The organism is Aquabacterium sp. G14 (assembly GCF_037482285.1).
Lineage (GTDB): Bacteria > Pseudomonadota > Gammaproteobacteria > Burkholderiales > Burkholderiaceae_C > Aquabacterium.
The window spans coordinates 20,014-36,981 of the sequence record NZ_JBBEYB010000022.1; the positions used below are offsets into that span (position 1 = coordinate 20,014).

14 protein-coding genes are annotated in these 16,968 nt (G+C 64.0%); 7 read left to right on the forward strand and 7 right to left on the reverse strand.

The window, feature by feature from the left end; all coding sequences use genetic code 11:
• Window positions 1-34 precede the first annotated feature (34 nt).
• Both WIT60_RS15945 and trpB read left to right on the forward strand, forming a co-directional pair.
• On the forward strand, window positions 35-1,036 hold the full coding sequence (locus tag WIT60_RS15945) for an AraC family transcriptional regulator (RefSeq protein WP_339584849.1): 1,002 nt from the start codon (window positions 35-37) through the stop codon (window positions 1,034-1,036).
• Between the two features lie 172 nt (window positions 1,037-1,208).
• Entirely contained in the window at window positions 1,209-2,417 is a 1,209-nt protein-coding gene (trpB, locus tag WIT60_RS15950) for a tryptophan synthase subunit beta (protein WP_339584850.1), read from the forward strand.
• 118 nt (window positions 2,418-2,535) lie between these two features.
• On the opposite strand, the gene upp is transcribed toward trpB, so the two are convergent.
• The 4 genes from upp to WIT60_RS15970 form a co-directional block, all read right to left on the reverse strand.
• Window positions 2,536-3,165, reverse strand: a complete 630-nt coding sequence (gene upp / locus WIT60_RS15955; protein ID WP_339584851.1) for a uracil phosphoribosyltransferase — start codon at window positions 3,163-3,165, stop codon at window positions 2,536-2,538.
• A gap of 218 nt (window positions 3,166-3,383) precedes the next feature.
• The gene (locus WIT60_RS15960) at window positions 3,384-4,331 is read right to left on the reverse strand and encodes a hypothetical protein (protein WP_339584852.1); all 948 of its coding nucleotides are present in this window, start codon (window positions 4,329-4,331) and stop codon (window positions 3,384-3,386) included.
• Between the two features lie 3 nt (window positions 4,332-4,334).
• Window positions 4,335-5,699 carry a hypothetical protein gene (locus WIT60_RS15965; protein ID WP_339584853.1) on the reverse strand — a complete coding sequence of 455 codons (1,365 nt, stop codon included), beginning with the start codon at window positions 5,697-5,699 and terminating at the stop codon, window positions 4,335-4,337.
• The gene (locus WIT60_RS15970; RefSeq protein WP_339584854.1) at window positions 5,700-8,705 is read right to left on the reverse strand and encodes a type VI secretion system Vgr family protein; all 3,006 of its coding nucleotides are present in this window, start codon (window positions 8,703-8,705) and stop codon (window positions 5,700-5,702) included.
• 194 nt (window positions 8,706-8,899) lie between these two features.
• On the opposite strand from WIT60_RS15970, the gene WIT60_RS15975 reads away from it, so the two are divergent.
• Complete coding sequence (locus WIT60_RS15975; protein WP_339584855.1) at window positions 8,900-10,228, forward strand: Hsp70 family protein; 1,329 nt, start codon at window positions 8,900-8,902, stop codon at window positions 10,226-10,228.
• Window positions 10,229-10,247: 19 nt separating this feature from the next.
• Here WIT60_RS15975 and WIT60_RS15980 read toward each other — a convergent pair whose 3' ends face one another.
• The 3 genes from WIT60_RS15980 to WIT60_RS15990 form a co-directional block, all read right to left on the reverse strand.
• The gene (locus WIT60_RS15980; protein WP_339584856.1) at window positions 10,248-10,709 is read right to left on the reverse strand and encodes a DUF2314 domain-containing protein; all 462 of its coding nucleotides are present in this window, start codon (window positions 10,707-10,709) and stop codon (window positions 10,248-10,250) included.
• A 161-nt stretch (window positions 10,710-10,870) separates the two neighbouring features.
• A complete protein-coding gene (locus tag WIT60_RS15985; protein ID WP_339584857.1) occupies window positions 10,871-11,941 on the reverse strand; it encodes an amidohydrolase family protein in 1,071 nt (356 codons plus the stop codon).
• 19 nt (window positions 11,942-11,960) lie between these two features.
• The gene (locus WIT60_RS15990) at window positions 11,961-13,118 is read right to left on the reverse strand and encodes a pyridoxal phosphate-dependent aminotransferase (RefSeq protein ID WP_339584858.1); all 1,158 of its coding nucleotides are present in this window, start codon (window positions 13,116-13,118) and stop codon (window positions 11,961-11,963) included.
• A gap of 161 nt (window positions 13,119-13,279) precedes the next feature.
• Between WIT60_RS15990 and WIT60_RS15995 the strand changes: the two genes are divergently transcribed.
• The 4 genes from WIT60_RS15995 to istB all read left to right on the forward strand — a co-directional run bounded on the left by WIT60_RS15995 (window position 13,280) and on the right by istB (window position 16,885).
• Window positions 13,280-13,552 (forward strand): helix-turn-helix transcriptional regulator, encoded by a 273-nt coding sequence (locus WIT60_RS15995; protein WP_300159996.1) that lies wholly within the window; start codon window positions 13,280-13,282, stop codon window positions 13,550-13,552.
• On the forward strand, window positions 13,549-14,385 hold the full coding sequence (locus tag WIT60_RS16000) for a type II toxin-antitoxin system HipA family toxin (protein ID WP_339584859.1): 837 nt from the start codon (window positions 13,549-13,551) through the stop codon (window positions 14,383-14,385). The genes WIT60_RS15995 and WIT60_RS16000 overlap by 4 nt, the downstream gene beginning before the upstream one ends.
• Before the next feature lie 194 nt (window positions 14,386-14,579).
• On the forward strand, window positions 14,580-16,103 hold the full coding sequence (istA, locus tag WIT60_RS16005) for an IS21 family transposase (protein WP_339582727.1): 1,524 nt from the start codon (window positions 14,580-14,582) through the stop codon (window positions 16,101-16,103).
• Between the two features lie 17 nt (window positions 16,104-16,120).
• Window positions 16,121-16,885 (forward strand): IS21-like element helper ATPase IstB, encoded by a 765-nt coding sequence (istB, locus tag WIT60_RS16010; protein ID WP_339582728.1) that lies wholly within the window; start codon window positions 16,121-16,123, stop codon window positions 16,883-16,885.
• Window positions 16,886-16,968 lie beyond the last annotated feature (83 nt).

The following is a 16,968-nucleotide window of genomic DNA, read 5'->3' on the forward strand; positions in this document are numbered from 1 at the left end:
ACGGGTCAACCCTCCCCCCTGAATTGACAGTCTGATGAGCACGCGATCCATCCTCGGCCTGATCTACATGGTGCAGGGCCTCAAGCAGATGGGCGAGGATCCCGAGCCCGTGCTCGCCCGCCACGGCCTGAGCCTGGCCCAACTCGACCCCAGCACCCGCATCGAGCGCTCGCGCGAGATGCGCATCTACGCCGACCTCGCCGACACCATCCAAGACCCGCTGGTGGGCTTGCGGCTCGGGGGCTTCTACGGCCTGGCTGGCTACGGCCCGCTCATCATGCTGCTGATGACCTGCGCCACCGCCTACGAGGCCTTCCAGGTCGGCATCCGCTATCAGGACCTGACCTACCTGTTCGGCACCCTGCGCTTCGAGCCTGGCGACAAGCTCAGCGCCTTGGTTCTGAAGCCCATGCCCATGACCCCGCGCGCCTTCCGCTTCCGGGTCGATGGTGAGGTCTCGGGCACCTACAAGCTGGTGCGCGACATGCAGGTCACCATGGGCGTGGACATCCACGCCGAGCGCATCGACATGCCCTACCCGCGCCCGCCCGAGGCCCCGGACTACGAGGCCTACTTCAGCTGCCCCGTGCGCTTTGGCGAGACCGAGGCGCGCTTCTGGCTGCGCAACGAACACCTGCAACTGCGCCTGCCCTCGGCCGACCCCAACGCCCATGCCATGTACCGGGCCATGTGCGACCAACAGCTCGTGGCCCAGGCCACCAGCACCGAGACCCTGGCCGAACGCGTGCTCACCCACCTGGGCCTGTTCAGCGGCAGCTACCCCGGTGCCGAAGAGGTGGCCCGCGCCCTGGGCCTGTCCGAGCGCAGCCTGCGCCGTGCGCTGAGTGAAGAAGGCCAGAGCTTTCGCGACCTGCTGGCCCAAGCTCGCTACACCAAGGCCCAGCACCTGCTGCACCACACCACCCTGCCGGTGGAGGCCATCGCCCAGCAGCTGGGTTACGCCGAATCGGCCGCCTTCATCCATGCGTTCCAGCGCTGGGCGGGCATGAGCCCATCCGCATTCCGAGGGCGCTGAACGGGGCGGCGTAACGGAGGGCGAAACGGCGGCACGGAACCCGAGCAAAGCTGACAGTCATCAAGCGATCTCAACACCGTGCCGCGCTATCCTCACGCCTTTGGCCTGCGGGTCACCGCACTCGCTGGGCCGACATTGAACCACCTTACCGCCTGATCAGGCCCTGTCACCCATGAGCACGCCCACCTCCTTCGCCCCCATGCCCAACGCCGAAGGCTACTTCGGTCCCTACGGTGGCCAGCTGGTGCCCCCGCACCTGAAGCAGGCCATGGACGACATCAACGTCGCCTACGAAGAAATCCGCCAGCGCGCCGACTTCCAGGAAGAGCTGGCCTCGCTGTTCGCTGACTACGTGGGCCGCCCCAGCCCCATCTTCCACGCCCGCCGCCTGTCCGAGCAACTGGGCGGCGCGCAGATCCACCTCAAGCGCGAAGACCTCAACCACACCGGCGCCCACAAGATCAACCACTGCCTGGGCGAGGCCCTGCTGGCCAAGTTCATGGGCAAATCCAAGGTGATCGCCGAAACCGGCGCCGGCCAGCACGGCGTGGCCCTGGCCACCGCCTGCGCCCTGGTCGGCATCCCCTGTGAGATCCACATGGGTCAGGTCGACATCGAGAAAGAGCACCCCAACGTCACCAAGATGAAGATCCTGGGTTGCAAGCTGGTGCCCGTCACCCGCGGCGCCGCCACCCTGAAAGAAGCCGTGGACAGCGCCTTCGAGGAATACCTGAAGGACCCGACGAACTTCATCTACGCCATCGGCTCGGTCGTGGGCCCGCACCCCTTCCCGAAAATGGTGCGTGACTTCCAGTCCATCATCGGCAAGGAAGCGCGCGAACAGTTCCTGGCCAAGCATGGCCGCCTGCCCGATCACGTGGCCGCCTGCGTGGGCGGGGGCTCCAATGCCATGGGCATCTTCACCGCCTTCCTGGGCGACGAGGGCGTGCACCTGGTCGGCGTCGAGCCCTCGGGCGAAGGCCTGGACAAGCCCGGCCGCCACTCCGCCACGCTGAGCAAGGGCAAGCCCGGCGAGATCCACGGCATGGCCTGCTACGTGCTGGAAAACGAAGACGGCACACCCTCGGCCGTGCACTCCATCGCCTCGGGCCTGGACTACCCCGGCGTCGGCCCGCAGCACAGCTACCTCAAGGACATCGGCCGCGTGGACTACCAGACCGCCACCGACGAAGAGTGCCTGAACGCCTTCATGACGCTGTCTCGCGTGGAAGGCATCATCCCCGCGCTGGAAAGCGCCCACGCCGTGGCCTGGGCCATGCGCGTGGCCCCCACGCTGCCCAAGGACCAGCACATCCTGATCAACCTCTCGGGCCGCGGCGACAAGGACGCCGACTACGTGGCGCAGAAGCTGGGCCTGTGAGCCCCACTGGCCGGTGACCGGCGTGCGCGGTGAAGCGACGCGCCGTCGATAACCCGGCCACCCACCATGAGGCTGCGCCCTTCGCGGGGACGCAGCCTTTTCCTTTGGGGCGTGCGGTTTACTTGGTGCCGAAAATGCGGTCGCCCGCATCGCCCAAACCAGGCAGGATGTAGCCGTGGTCGTTGAGGCAGCGGTCCACCGCTGCGGTGTAGATGTCCACATCCGGGTGCGCCGCCTGCATCACGGCCACGCCCTCGGGCGCCGCCAGCAGGCAGACGAACTTGATCGACTTCGGGTTCAGCTGCTTGATGCGTGCCACCGCCGCAGCCGCTGAATTGCCGGTAGCCAGCATCGGGTCCACCACGACGACATCGCGCTCGCTCATCTCCGACGGCATCTTGAAGTAGTACTCGACCGGCTGCAGCGTGGCCGGGTCGCGGTACAGGCCGATGTGGCCCACGCGGGCGCCGGGCACCACGCGCAGCATGCCGTCGAGGAAGCCATCTCCCGCGCGCAAGATCGACACCAGCACCAGCTTCTTGCCGTCGATCATCTGGCCCGTCATCGTCTCCAGCGGTGTCTCGATCTGGACATCCTGCAGCGGCATGTCGCGCGTGACCTCGTAGGCCATCAAGGTGCTCAACTCATCGAGCAGGCGGCGGAAACTGTTGGTGCTCGCGTCCTTTTGACGCATCAGCGTGAGCTTGTGCTGAACCAGGGGGTGGGTGATGACGTGAAGGGGGCTCATGAGGGGCTCATCGGGTTGCGGGGGCCGGCGTCCATCGTAGGGGACGTGCCGGCGAGGTGCAACGAGATGAAGCAGGAGGCGTGCCGGGGTACGACTGATTGCCACAAGCCCTGTGCGTTGTCATCGCCACGCTGAGCTTGTCCTCCCCGACGGGTTGTCAATGATCGATCTTGAGTGAGGCAACTCTGCTCAGATACCAACTGGCCAATCCAAATGGATCATCTCGGATACACACCAGTCTTCGCAGGCGGATCAGGAAAAACTGGGACTCGTGTGGGTCGCTTTGGGACTGGCCAACCTTGCTTTCTTGCCCAATCATTGATATTCGGAATTAATCCTGGCTCGCCCCCGTCCGGACACTCATGCAGGCAGTACCAGTCGTTGTCGTGTTTGCCGATGATGGGCTTCGTTGGATCACTGAACCGCGCCCAGCCTACGCTGTCTCTGATGTATGCGCCTGATCCATCTGGATCCAACTTTTTAGGAATGTAACTGGTGACATCGATATAAGGCCGCTCAGGATCTCCCATTTGATAGGCCCACTCGCGACAGCCAAACGTTCTGCGTGCGGGACCAATCAGGAAGGCTGGCCCATATAGGTACCCAGTGTCGGTCTTGGAAAACGGCGACGGCATGTCGCCAGAGTTACACAATGCTGGCGCCCAATGCGTACTTGCATCACCGAAGCCCAGAAACCATTCACCTAATTCAAACTGCACTTGCTCTGGTGAGCCCACAGCCATCGACACACGCATCAACCGATCTAGACGGCCACGAAGTGAGGTCTCATGCAAGTGAGGACTGGAAACAGTTCCGTCTTTGTCAAACTCAATGACTATGACGGAAAGGCCTTCATCCCGACTGGCCCACTTATCCCTGGAAGGTAAAAAGTACGTTCGGTCGAGAATGGTTTGCCAACGTCTGTGCTTCTCAACAGGGCCCTCTTCATCTTGAAGTCTCGTGGCCACAGCCTTCGACAGCCCCCAATTTCCGTCCACATAGAGAACATACCGCAACTCCCACGGCCGCTCGACCCATGAGGTGTGAAGTGGAGAGACACCCCTCGAAGCGTCGGGTGGCGTCTGCGCGCAAGCACACGCTGAGAGCAGCATCGTCAAAGCCACCAGCATGTTGGCAAGGCGTGATGTGATGTTGAGGTTGTTCATGAATCAGAGAATCTTGGGGTCATCAACCGTGATGTGCAGATGATGAGCATGCAGTGTCTCGTTGCTTGTTGCATGCATATTGGGTGCAGACTGCTTGTTGTCTTTGGTGTTTTCATCCATGAACCAAGGGTCAAAAAGCTGGCGAACACAACTGCACTCCAACAACGAGGCACGGAACAGCTTGGCCTGAAGGGGCTCGCCTGCATCTCGCTCCTTGTCCCACGCTGTACGCTTTTTCGCCCGTAAATCTGCAGCGAGCTTGGCGTTCGTCTCTGCTTCCGCGGCACGCTTTTGCGCCTCCATGATGCGCTGAGCATCACCACTTTTCTTGGCGCTCTTCAAACTCGCATCAGCGGCGTCTCGCTCCGCATCGGCCTTCTTCGCTTGGGCAATGGCCTGCTCGTACTCACCGAAAGCTTTCACCTCGGTATCGGTAACGTTGTCCTGATCATTCCCGTTTCCCTTTGGGCCAGACGCAGAGCTTTTGAGCGATCGCCGCAACTCCTGCCGATTCATGACTGTGCTGCCTATGACGGCCACATCCAAACCCAAACCCGCGCGGTGGGCAATGCTCCCCAACATGGGTCGCCAGCATGATGAAACAGTGATGGAGGGTGTGTTGCACTCCAGTGCTGCCGTGAACAAGGCCGCATAGCCGCCCGGATGTACTCTTGGCAGACCATCTGCCAAAAGTGTGTAAGCGGAAATATTTTCTTTTGGGTTGTTGGAGTCCGTGAACGTGACAGTCAGAGAGCGGTCGGGACGATCAGCCTTTGCTGGCGCGCTGATTTTCAAAGTCGAAGCGCTCAATCCTGCGTAGATGCTTTTGACGGCATCCTTGACCGAACTGGATGTCCCACTGGGCAGACGAATTTCCACCTCGTCCACCGTGTACTTATGAGACACCTTCATCCAAATATCGCCGGTCAAGGGCGCTGCGTATACGTCCTCCTTATTTGCGTCACCAGCGCTCGCGAGCAGGACAGGAGTGTCTGCATCTTTGTGCTTACCCGTCTTCTCGGTAATTCTCACCAGTACATCTCTATCACCAGGCGTGACGGCATACACGGGTTGCCTACGGAAGTCAGGGTGAGCATCGCTGTTGAGGTACAGATTCACCTTTTGACCTTGCTGAACCGTGACGGTGAATCGACCGCCGTTGCCGGCCACCCGGGCAGCTCTGTTCGCATATGCAGCAAGGACTTTCCCATCGACGGCGATGACGTACGGTATGGATAGATTGGCGGAGGTCGTCGCCTTGAATATGTAGGTGACTTTCCTGGGCGGCTTGACGCTCACAGCTGTCAAGCCGCCCTGGTTTGCTGATTTGGTCTGGCTTGAGGCTGCGGGTTTGGTGATGGCACTCATTCAGCACACTTCATCGGACTCAACGTCCTCGACAATGAAATCAGTTGGATCGGCACACCAGAACAGGCGAACAGATTGCGGCTCAGTTGTAGCCACCACCTGAGTGAGCCCCCGTTCATCGGTGATGCCAGTCAGGACATCTCCATCCGGCATTTCAATCCGATATGGCATGCCTGGGACGGCGGTGCCGTCAATGGCATTTCGGGCCACAAATTGCTCTTGGTAGAGCTTCGCTCTGGCATCCGGTAGCTTGGGCAAGCTCACAGCATGGCTCCCGCCCCCTGACCACTCATGACTCGCCCCCTTTACCGTCCATGTCCCCGGGCAGGTGAAGGTGATGTTGCCGCCCTCGATGACGATCTGGCTTTGCCCCGCGGTCAGCGTGATGCTCTTGCTCGCCTGAATGCGGATCTCATCCGTGGTGCTTTGCACAGTCAGGTCCTTCTCGCTCCAGATCTGCTGGGCATCGGTGTGGGCGCGCAGGCTCAGGCCCGCATTGGCCGTGATCGCCTTGATGCCGCCAGCGTGGGTGTACAGGCTGGTGGTCTGCCCGCTGACGGCGCTGAAGCTGTGTGCGCTGGTGCTGTGCAGATCCCCTTGGGCACTCACGCTGGTGTCCTGGCCGCTGAACAGGTGGATGCTAGTGGGCGTGACGAAGCTGGCGCTCACCGGGGTGTCCAGATGCAGCAGTGGCTGGGCAAAGCGTTCGACCGGATCGGTGAGGGTACGGCCCTGGGCCTTCTTGGCCTCCTGTCCACCTACGCTTCCCTCGTAGCGGCCTTGCGCCTGCGGGTCCATCTGCTCGGTGTGGTGCTGCCAGGCTTGCGCGCTATCGTGGCTACTCAGGCCGTGGGCGCCTTGCTGGCGGGCGCTCTGGCTCAGGGCTTCGCCCAGTTGGCGGGCGGCCTTCAGTTGCGCCGCGGCTTCGGCGGCGTCCATCTGGGTGCTGGCCACGCTGGCACCCTGGGCTGGTCGGCTGCTGGTGGTCAGTAACAGGCCTTGGGCGGCACGCACCACGGCCCAACCGTCGGTGGTGCCATAAAAGCCTGATCCCAGCCAAGCGCCACGGTGGGCGTGTCCCTGGCCGCCGTGGCCACTGTGCTGGATCAGGTGGCCCAGGCTCAGCTCGTTCCAGCCGGTGGCGGCGCTGTGGCTGGCCAGGCGCATGCGCAGCTGGCCGGTGGCGTCGTCAATCAACCATTGGTTGGCGCCTTGGCCGTCCAGGTGCGGGCTGTGCCAGCCTGAGACGGTGCCGGGGTGGTTGGCGGCTGCATCCACGCCCGCCGGCCAAGGCAGGTCGTGCTGGCCGTTGTGCAACTGGCCGACCACGATGGGGCGGTCGATGTCGCCGTCCACAAAGTCCACCAGCACCTCGGTGCCGACACGCGGCGTGAACACCGCGCCCCAGTTGGGGCCGGCCACGCTTTGCGCCACGCGCACCCAGGTGCCACTGCGCGCGCTGCCCGGTGCATGGCCGGTTTCGGCGCCGGTGGGCGTGGTCGGCACGCTCAATCCGCCGGGCAAGGGCGTAGTCCCACGCTGCCAGCCAAACTGGATGCGGATGCGGCCGTCGCGGTCGGTGGTCAGCGGCTCGCCTTCGGCGGCCACCACGGTGGCGGTCTGCAGGCCCGGGGCCGTGGGGCGGTCAACAGGCGGAGGGACCAGGCGCGCGGTGGCCGGCGCCGCCTGGAAATGGTTGCGGTAGCTGCCCTGCTCGATGTCGGTGGCAAGCAGGATCTGGGCGGCTTGGGTGCCCAGGTTGTTGGCGGCCTCGTGGGTCACACGCAGCACCACAAAACGGTTAGCGCCCAATGCCAGCGCATCGGGGCCGTAGAGACTGTGCTCGGTCAGCGCGAAGTGCGCCCCTTCTTGCAACGCGCGCACGGCACTGCGGCCTTCGGCAAAGCGGTGCTTCAGGGTATGGGCGGCCAGGCGAGTTTCGGCACGCGCCTCGGCCACGCTGCGGCTGCCAGGCTGGGCGGTTTCCACACGGCCATCGGCATGGCGACGCTCGCCGTGGCCCCGGTAGTCTTCCAGCACGGGCACCTCACCGTGGTTGGCCATGCTGCGCGCATCGGCGGCCACACCGGCCAGTTGGCGTTCATCCCAGGCGGCCAGGGTCACGGCGTTGGGCGTGAGCTGCTGACCCACCTGCCAGGCGGTCACGGTGTCTTGCGCCAGGGCGGTATCGAGCAGGCCCGTGCCCAGCACCCCGGCGCCGCGCATGTCGGGGCGGCTGAAGCGCAGCGGGCCCAGGTCGGGCACTTCAGCCTGGGTGTCGAACACCACCAGGGTGTGACGGGCGGCGCGGGCACCGGCCACGGCCCCCTTAGGCGCCCCACTGTGCGACAGGCGCCAGCTCCAGCCTTCTTCGGCCATCAGGCGCTGCACGAAGGCCCAGTCGGTCTCGCGATACTGGGTGGTGAGCGCCCGCACCGGGCCGGGCGCGGCCACATCGAGCTTGAAGTTCGCCTGCGGGTAGGCCGACAGCACGCTGCTGACGATGTCGGCGGCGGTCTGATCCTGAAAGATACGGGTGTCGCGACGCAGCGTGAGCCAGTGCGTCCACGCCGCCAGGGTGAGGCGGTAGCGGGCCAGGCCGCCGTCGGCGCCCAGCTGTGCGGCCTTGACCACGTAGCCGTGCCAAGCACGCCAACTGCCATCGGCCCGCATCAGGCTCAGGGTGACCTGCTCGCCATTGAGGGCCTTGAGCTCCAGCAGCGCGTGGGTGCTGACGCAATCGACCTCGGCCCACAGCGGCTCGGCGGCGTGCACGGCCTCGGTGATGCGGCAGCGCTCGACCACGAGCGAGGCCGAGGGCAAGGCGGTTTCGATCTGGAGCAAGCGGGTGGATTGGCCCAGGGTGAGCGCGGCCTGCAGACGCGAGGTCAAGGACGCGCTCAGCTCAGCCGTCTGGGCCGATGCCGTGGCGGCCGCGGCCGACGCCAGCGACTGCAGGGACGCGCCAGTGCGCGCGCCCACCTCACCGAGGGACGGGAAACTCATGGATCACTCACCTGCAATTTGTCGTATCCGGACATTGTCCGAGGGGGGCTGAACCACCCCGCCCCCGCCTGCGGGGGGAAATTGCAATCAAGCGTTACGCACTGGGTCGTTTCCACGCTGCGGCACGCGCGCTGGGCGAGGGCGCCTACAATCGCCCGCCTCGCTATGTTTCTTTGCCCGCTCGGGCCTGCACCATGTCTTACTGCGCCATCGACTTCGGCACCTCCAACTCGGCCATCGCCATCCCGCGCGCGCCGACCGAGGGGCCGGGGATGCGCCTGGTGCCGCTGGAAGGTGAACACCTGACCATGCCGACGGCGGTGTTCTATTGCACCGACGCCGATGACCTGCCGCCTGGCACCTGGCGCGGCACCCACTTTGACGACAGCCTGCCGCGCACCTTCGGGCGTGCCGCCGTGCAGGCTTACATCGAGGGGTATGAAGGCCGCCTGATGCGCTCGATGAAGAGCATCCTGGGCACGGCCCTGGTGGACCAGACCACCGAGGTGGGCAACGGCCTGGGTGTGAAGTACCTCGACATCATCACGGGCTACCTGCGCCACCTGCGCAGCCTGGCCGAAAAGGCCGGCGGCCAGCCGCTCACCCAGGTGGTGATGGGCCGCCCGGTGTTCTTTGTGGACGACGATGCCGAGCGCGACGCAGCGGCACAGGCTTCGCTGGAAGCCGCCGCGCGGGCCGTGGGCTTCACCGATGTGGCGTTTCAGTTCGAGCCGATTGCGGCGGCGTTCGATTACGAGCAGCACGCACAAAAGGAAGAGTTGGTGCTGGTGGCCGACATCGGCGGCGGCACCTCGGACTTCTCGGTGGTGCGCGTGGGGCCGCAGCGGGCGAGCCGGCTGGAGCGTCGCGACGACATCCTGGCCAACCACGGTGTGCACATCGCCGGCACGGACTTCGACCGTCGCGTGTCACTGGCCAGCGTGATGCCGCCGCTGGGCTATGGCGCTTTCGGGCCCAGCATCGGTGGGCAGCCGCCGCGGCCGGTACCCAGCCGCGTGTACTTTGACCTGACGACCTGGCATCTGATCAACACGGTGTACCAGCCTCAGCGCATGGCCGAGTTGCGCAGCATGGTCGATTTTTACGGCAACCCCGTGCACCACCAGCGCCTGATGAAGGTGGTGCGTGAGCGCCTGGGGCACGCTTTGGTGGGGCGTGCCGAAGCCGCCAAGATCGCGGTGGCCGAGGGCGGCGACACCGACATCGACCTGAACCTGATCGAGGCGGGCCTGCACAGCCCACTGAGCGGCGCGCAAGCCGAAATCGCCTTGCACGACGACCTGGGCCGCATCGTGGCCTGTGCGCACGAAACCGTGGCCCAAGCAGGCATCCCGGCCAGCGACATCAGTGCGCTGTACTTCACCGGCGGCTCCACCGGCTTGAAGCTGCTGACCGATCAGCTGGAAGCCGCCTTCCCCGGCGCTCGGGCCGCCCGCGGCGACCGCATGGCCTCGGTGGCGACCGGCCTGGGCCTGCATGCGGCCCGACTGTTCCAGCGCTGAAGCGGCCGGCACAGAGCCGTCAATCGCCGCAGATCAAACCCAGATAGTCAACCTGCTCTTCGTACTCAGCCTGCGGCAGGTCGCGCAACTCGGCGCATTGCAGATGATTGCCGCGCAGTTTGCCCACGGCCTGGTCCTCGTAGCTCCAGTCAACGATGTCGGCTTCCGTGAAGGTGACCGTCTGACCGCTGCTCAAACCCGGAAGGCCACGCGGCGTGGACTGCAAGACTGCGGAGAAAGCTGCCCCCGTCGCCTTGAAGTCGTCCAACCAGATGCTCTCCACCTTCCCGCCCGCGCGCACCTGCACCAACACGCGATAACCCCCCAGGCCCGCGGGCTGGGCCTTCCAGGTTGACAGAAAGCCGGGCACCGAGGCGCGCGCCTGGGCACGCGCTGCCGTCAGATTGGCACCCTGCGCAGGCAGGGTCGCGAGGGCTGCCACGCTGAGCGCGGTCCATAACAGGTGACGAAACATAGGCATGGCAGGTTTGCGCAGAGGAGGAAGCAAAGCCTCGCATTCTTCTGTGCCGGAGCTCAATTGCCAAGGGTTAACCCGCGACAAGGTGTGAAGTTTGTCGCCGTCTGGGCAATGTGGTGCGTCCGCCGCCGCCCCTCACCCGTTGACCCGCACCAGCCCCGCTCTCAGCGCAAGCGGTACACCCGCTCGGCGTTGGCATGGCCCACCGCACGGGCCACCTCGGGCGGCAGCGCGTCCACCAGGGCGCGCAGCCAACGCAAGCCGGTGTCCTGGCCGGGATCGCCACTGCCCCGCGCCACCCCACCCACGTCATAGAAGGCATCGCTGCCAATCATGAAGCGGTCGGGAAAGGCCTGGATCAGCTCCAGCCACGCAGGCTTGAGCGCGCCTTCGGGCGTCATGGCCGATGCGGGACTGGGGTGCCCCTTGTTGACACGAAAGCTCATGAACAGATTGGGATAGGTTTGCAGCCACTGCTTCACGCGCTGGGGATGGCGGGTGAGCAGGGGCTCGAACCCCACATGCGACCAGACAAAACGGGCCTGGGGGTTGTGCGTGAGCAGGCGCTTGAAGGCCTCGGCGTTCTCGGCCAGGGTGTCGGGGTTGAGCGGGTTGGGTCGCAGGGCAGCCGGCAAGGGCATGGCCTCGGGCACCAGGTCCATGTGCAGGTCGATGGGCAGACCACGCTCGGCCGCCAGATCGGCCAGCAAGAGGTACAGGGGGTGATCGGCGGGCACCGACTCGTAGGCGTGCTGGCTGCCCATGGCCGGGATGGAAACGTGGTGGATACCCATCTCACCAATGCCCACGGCCCCTTGCGCCACGATGGCGTCGAAGCGTGCCTTGAAGCGCGCCTTGACCGCATCGGTCACCTCGGCTGCCGGGGTGTTGTGGATCATCACGTTGAGCGAACTGCCGCCCATGATGGCCACGCGTCCCGGGTGCTTGTCGGCAGCAAAGCGCAGGTGTTCGATGTCGTAATAGTTGGGCGTTTCGCCCACCAGGGGTGGCGGCATCAGCACGGTCTGGCGGATACCCAGCTCGTCCATCTTGCTGAGCGCCGTCTGCAAGGCCGCCGAGAAGTTCTGGTTGCGCCCACCGGACTGGAAGTGCGTGTGCACGTCCACCATGGGCACGCGGCTGTCGGCGGATGTGCCGCCCTGCGCCCACGCACAACCCAAACCCAGCACCAGGCACGACACGGCCCATGCACGATGCCCAACCAACAAGTTCATGATGTCTTCTCCGAGTAGGTCACAGTTTGATCAGCCGCTCCAGCGCCTGCTCCAGCGTGGCGGCTGACTTGGCAAAGCAGAAGCGGATGACGCCGTGGTCGGCGCCATCAGGGTAGAAGGCAGACACGGGGATGGCAGCGACGCCATGCTCGCGCGTGAGGCGCTCGACAAAGGCACGGTCGCCGTCGTCGCTGATGGCACCATATTTGACGCACTGGAAGTAGGTGCCCTGACAAGGCAGCAACTCAAAGCGTGAGCCTGCCAGCGCCTGCCGGAAAATGTCGCGCTTGCCTTGGTACAGAGCCTTGAGCTGCTCGTACCAGCCAGGGCGCTTCATGAAGTCAGCCAGGGCGTACTGCGAGGGGGCGTGCACAGTGAACACGATGAACTGGTGCGCCTTGCGGAACTCGGCCATCAGCTCGCGCGGGGCCAGGCAGTAGGCCACCTTCCAGCCGGTGATGTGATAGGTCTTGCCGAAGCTGGAAACCACCAGGCTGCGCTCGGCCAGTCCGGGGTAGCGCAGCACGCTTTCGTGGCGGGCCTGGTCGAACACCATGTGCTCGTAGACCTCATCGCTGAGCAGAACGATGTCGGTGTCTTTCACCAACGCTTCGAGCCGGGCCATGTCCTCGGCGGTCCACACCGTGCCGGTGGGGTTGTGCGGCGAGTTGAGGATGATCATGCGCGTGCGCGGCGTGATCAGGCGGGCCACCTCGTCCCAGTCGGGGCGGTAGTCGGGCAGGGTCAGGTGGGCGTACACGACCTTGCCGCCTTGCAGTTCCACGGAAGGCGCGTAGCTGTCGTACACCGGGGTGAACACGATGACCTCGTCGCCCGGATGGACCAGCGCGGCGACCGCCGTGAAGATCGCCTGCGTGGCGCCGGCGGTGACGGTGATTTCGGCATCGACGTCGTACTGGGCACCGTACAGCGTGCTCACCTTGGCCGCAATGGCCTCGCGCAGCACCGGTACACCCGTCATGGGCGCGTACTGGTTGTGGCCGGCGCGGGCGTGCTGGTCGAGCAGGCTCAGCAACTCGGCGGGCGCGTCAAAGTCCGGGAAGCCTTGCGACAGGTTGAGCGCACCGTGCTGCTGCGCCAGGGCCGACATCACCGAAAAGATGGTGGTGCCGACCTGGGGCAGGCGGGAGGTGAGGGGGCGGGGGTAGCTGGGCATGCGCGGAGCTTACCGCTACGGCCGCCGGGCGCGCCCAAAGGATCGTGCGATGGCCCTGTGGCTGCTTTCGCATTGCCGTTTAATGAAAACCATATTCACGCTTCAGGAGGTATCGCAAACATTACATTCATGACGTAAAGAATCGTATAAGATACTTAATTATGCTGACAGAGACCCAACTTCAACATCTCGGTGGCCTGTTGCGTGAGGCGCGCAAAGCGCGGGGGCATACGCAAGAGGGGCTCGCTCGCCTGCTCAACATCCCTCGCTTGAAGGTGATCCAGGTCGAGGCTGGCAAACCGCAAGTGGCCGTCCACTACTACGCGGACGTGGCGGGTGCATTGGGGCAGACGTTGTCACTGCAAGCATCCAGGCGACCCACCTTGGATGAGTTGCAAAAGCTCAACGCCATCCGCAAAGGTTCAGCACCATGAGCGCTCATCTCTCGATTCGAACCCCCGACGGCCCTGCGGGCACGCTGTCACGCTCCGTGGATGGCTACGTGTTCAATTGCGCTGCGGAGTCATACCATCCAAGGGCGCTGCCGGGCCGCGCAGTCTCTCTCACGATGCCGGTGCGCCCGCAGCCTTACTACGCCAGTGCCCTGCATCCCATTTTCCAGATGAATTTGCCGGAGGGCTATCTGCTTGAGCGCCTGAGGCACGCATTTGCGAAAAGCGCGTCCATGGACCCGATGCTGCTGTTGGCCACCATGGCGGGAGATGCCGCCATCGGACGGGTGTTCGTGGACGCGGCGCACGCTCAGGTTGATGAGCACCATGACCCTGCCGGGGAAAACCTGAGCGCACTCTTGAGCCATGCCGGCGCGGAAGGCTTGTTCGAGCATCTTTTTCAAAAGTATTTCAAGCGCGCCGCATTGAGTGGCGTTCAGCCCAAGGTGCTGGTGCCCGAGCAGTTACCCGTTGATCAAAAAGCATCGTTTTCAACAAGAGAGTTGATCGTCAAATCGGGCTTGAGCGAGTTTCCGGGCCTTGCCATCAACGAGTATGTTTGCATGAGTGCCGTGGCTGGTGCCGGCATCCCGGTACCGGAGTGCTTTCTGTCGAATGACCGCAAGTTGTTTGTGATGCGACGATTTGACCGTCGTAGCGATGGGCGTGCGCTTGGATTCGAAGACATGGCCGTCTTGATGGGGCTGGGGACCGATGAAAAATACAGTCAATCCTATGAGGCCATCGCCCACACCATCATTCAATTCACCTGCGTATTCCGGTCCAACGTGACCGTTGATTCCGGCGGATCGTGACCGCCGATTCTGGTTCATCGTGACCGGCCATTCTGGTCGAACGTGACCGATTTTTGCACCTGACCGGAATCTCGGTCACGATGCCGGAATCACCGGTCACGATGCCAGCATGGCGTCGTATGCCACCGTGATGGTGTTGCGCAAGTTGTCTCACCCAATGCAGTTAGCCTGCCCAGTTTTTTGCTGGAGCCGGCATGCCTGCACCAAGGATTCACATGCGCAAGATCAAGGACGTTCTGCGTCTCAAACTCGATGCTCGGCTCTCGCACGAGCGTATCGCCGCCGCCCTGGGCATCTCCAAAGGCGTGGTTACCAAGTACGTCGGTTTGGCCTCGGTCGCAGGTCTGGATTGGCACTCCATCCAGCCCCTGGACGAGACCGCTTTGCAGCATCGCCTGCTGGCACCGCCGCCACGGCCGCAGCACTTCGTGCACCCCGACTACGCCCAGATTCACAAAGAACTGCGCCGCAAGGGCATGACGCTCATGCTGCTGTGGGAGGAGCACACCCAGCAGCACCTGGACGGTCATACGCACTCCTACTCGCAGTTCTGCGAGAACTACCGCCGCTACGCCAAGACACTCAAACGCTCGATGCGCCAGACCCACCGCGCAGGCGAGAAGCTGTTCATCGACTTTGCAGGTCCCACGATCGAGTTGGTGGACGGCAGCCGTGCCCACATCTTCGTGGCCGCTCTGGGCGCTTCGAGCTACACCTTTGCGTGTGCCACACCGCGCGAGACCATGGCCGACTGGCTTGATGGCTGCGCCCGCGCCCTGACATTCATCGGTGGGGTGCCCCAGCTCATCGTGCCGGACAACCCCAAAGCCCTCATTGCCAACCCCAACCGCTATGAGCCTCGCGCCAACGAGACGGTGGAGGACTTCGCTCGCCACTACGGCACCTCGATGCTACCGGCGCGGCCCTATCACCCGCAGGACAAGGCCAAGGTCGAGTCTGCCGTGCAAGTTGTCGAGCGTTGGATCCTGATGCGACTGCGCCACCAACGCTTTGCGAGCGTGGACGATGTCAACGAGGCCATCGCGCCGCTGCTGGAACAACTCAACAACAAGGCATTCCAGAGGTTGCCTGGCAGCCGAGTCAGCACGTTTGCAGAGTTGGATGCGCCAGCACTGCAAGCCTTGCCTCTGCAGCCCTGGGAATTCGCCACCTACAAGACCGTGCGCGTGCACATTGATCACCACGTCGAGATCGAGGGGCATCGCTACAGCGTGCCGCAGTCCTTGGTCGGGCTGGTCCTGGAGGCACGCATCACCACGCGCGGCGTGGAGATCGTCCACCGTGGTCAGCGTGTTGCCGCTCATCTGCGCTGTCTCCACAAGGGGGGCTTCACCACCGTGGCGGAGCACATGTCGGCAGCGCACCGCGCGCATCGGGAGTGGACCCCTGAACGCCTGATTCACTGGGGCGGCACCATTGGTGTGGCCTGTGCCAGCACCGTCCAGCGTCTGCTGGAGGAGCGACGCCATCCCGAGCATGGCTACCGCGCCTGCCTGGGGCTGCTGTCACTGGCCAAGAAGTACGGCAAGCCCCGACTGGAAGCCGCTTGCCTCATCGCCCTGGAGCTCGGCACCGTCAAGTACAGGCACGTCAGCGACATTCTGGCAAACGGCCGGGATCAGGTGCCCGCCACGACCGCCACCGACTGGACCAGCCCGCACCATGCCCACGTTCGTGGCCCCGGTTACTACCAGTGAACAGACAGGATTGCACCATGATGATGAACACGACTTTGAACCAGCTGCGTGAACTCAGGCTGATGGGCATGCTCACAGCCCTTGATGAGCAACTGACGCAGGCCGGCATGAGCGCTGTCAGCTTTGAAGAACGCATGGCTCTGATCGTCGAGCGCGAGCTCCATTGGCGCCACGACAAGCGGCGTGCACGCCTGCTCAAAGAGGCCAAGCTGAAGTACCCCCAAGCCGCCATTGAGGACATCGATACACGAGCTGGACGCGGCCTGGATCGCAAGGCTGTCATGAGCCTGGCCTTGGGTGATTGGATCGACAGCGGCCACAGCGTGCTGATCACCGGCCCCACCGGAGCTGGCAAATCCTGGCTGGCTTGTGCGCTGGCCCAGCACGCCTGTCGCCGCGGTCGCTCTGCCTTCTACCAACGTGTGCCACGTCTGAGCGAAGAGCTGCGCATCCGTCACGGCAATGGCACCTTTGGCAAGTGGCTCATCCAGTTGGCCAAGACCGATGTCCTGTTGCTGGACGACTGGGGCATGGCTGGGCTGGACAACCAGGCCCGCGCTGACTTGCTGGAGATCATCGACGACCGAGCTGCCAGCAAGGCCACCATCATCACCAGTCAGCTGCCCATTGAACACTGGCATGCCTGGGTCGGTGACGCCACGATTGCCGACGCGATCCTTGATCGCCTGATGCAGCGAAACCACCGATTCACTCTGACCGGTGAGTCCCTGCGACAAAAGCCCAAACCCACGAAAAAGGAGCCCGACTCAGACCCATCGTGACCGACACCCCTACAATTTGAACGCGCAACACCTCACACGGTGCAACCGGTCACGATGGGCCGGAATCGTCGGTCACGTTCGCC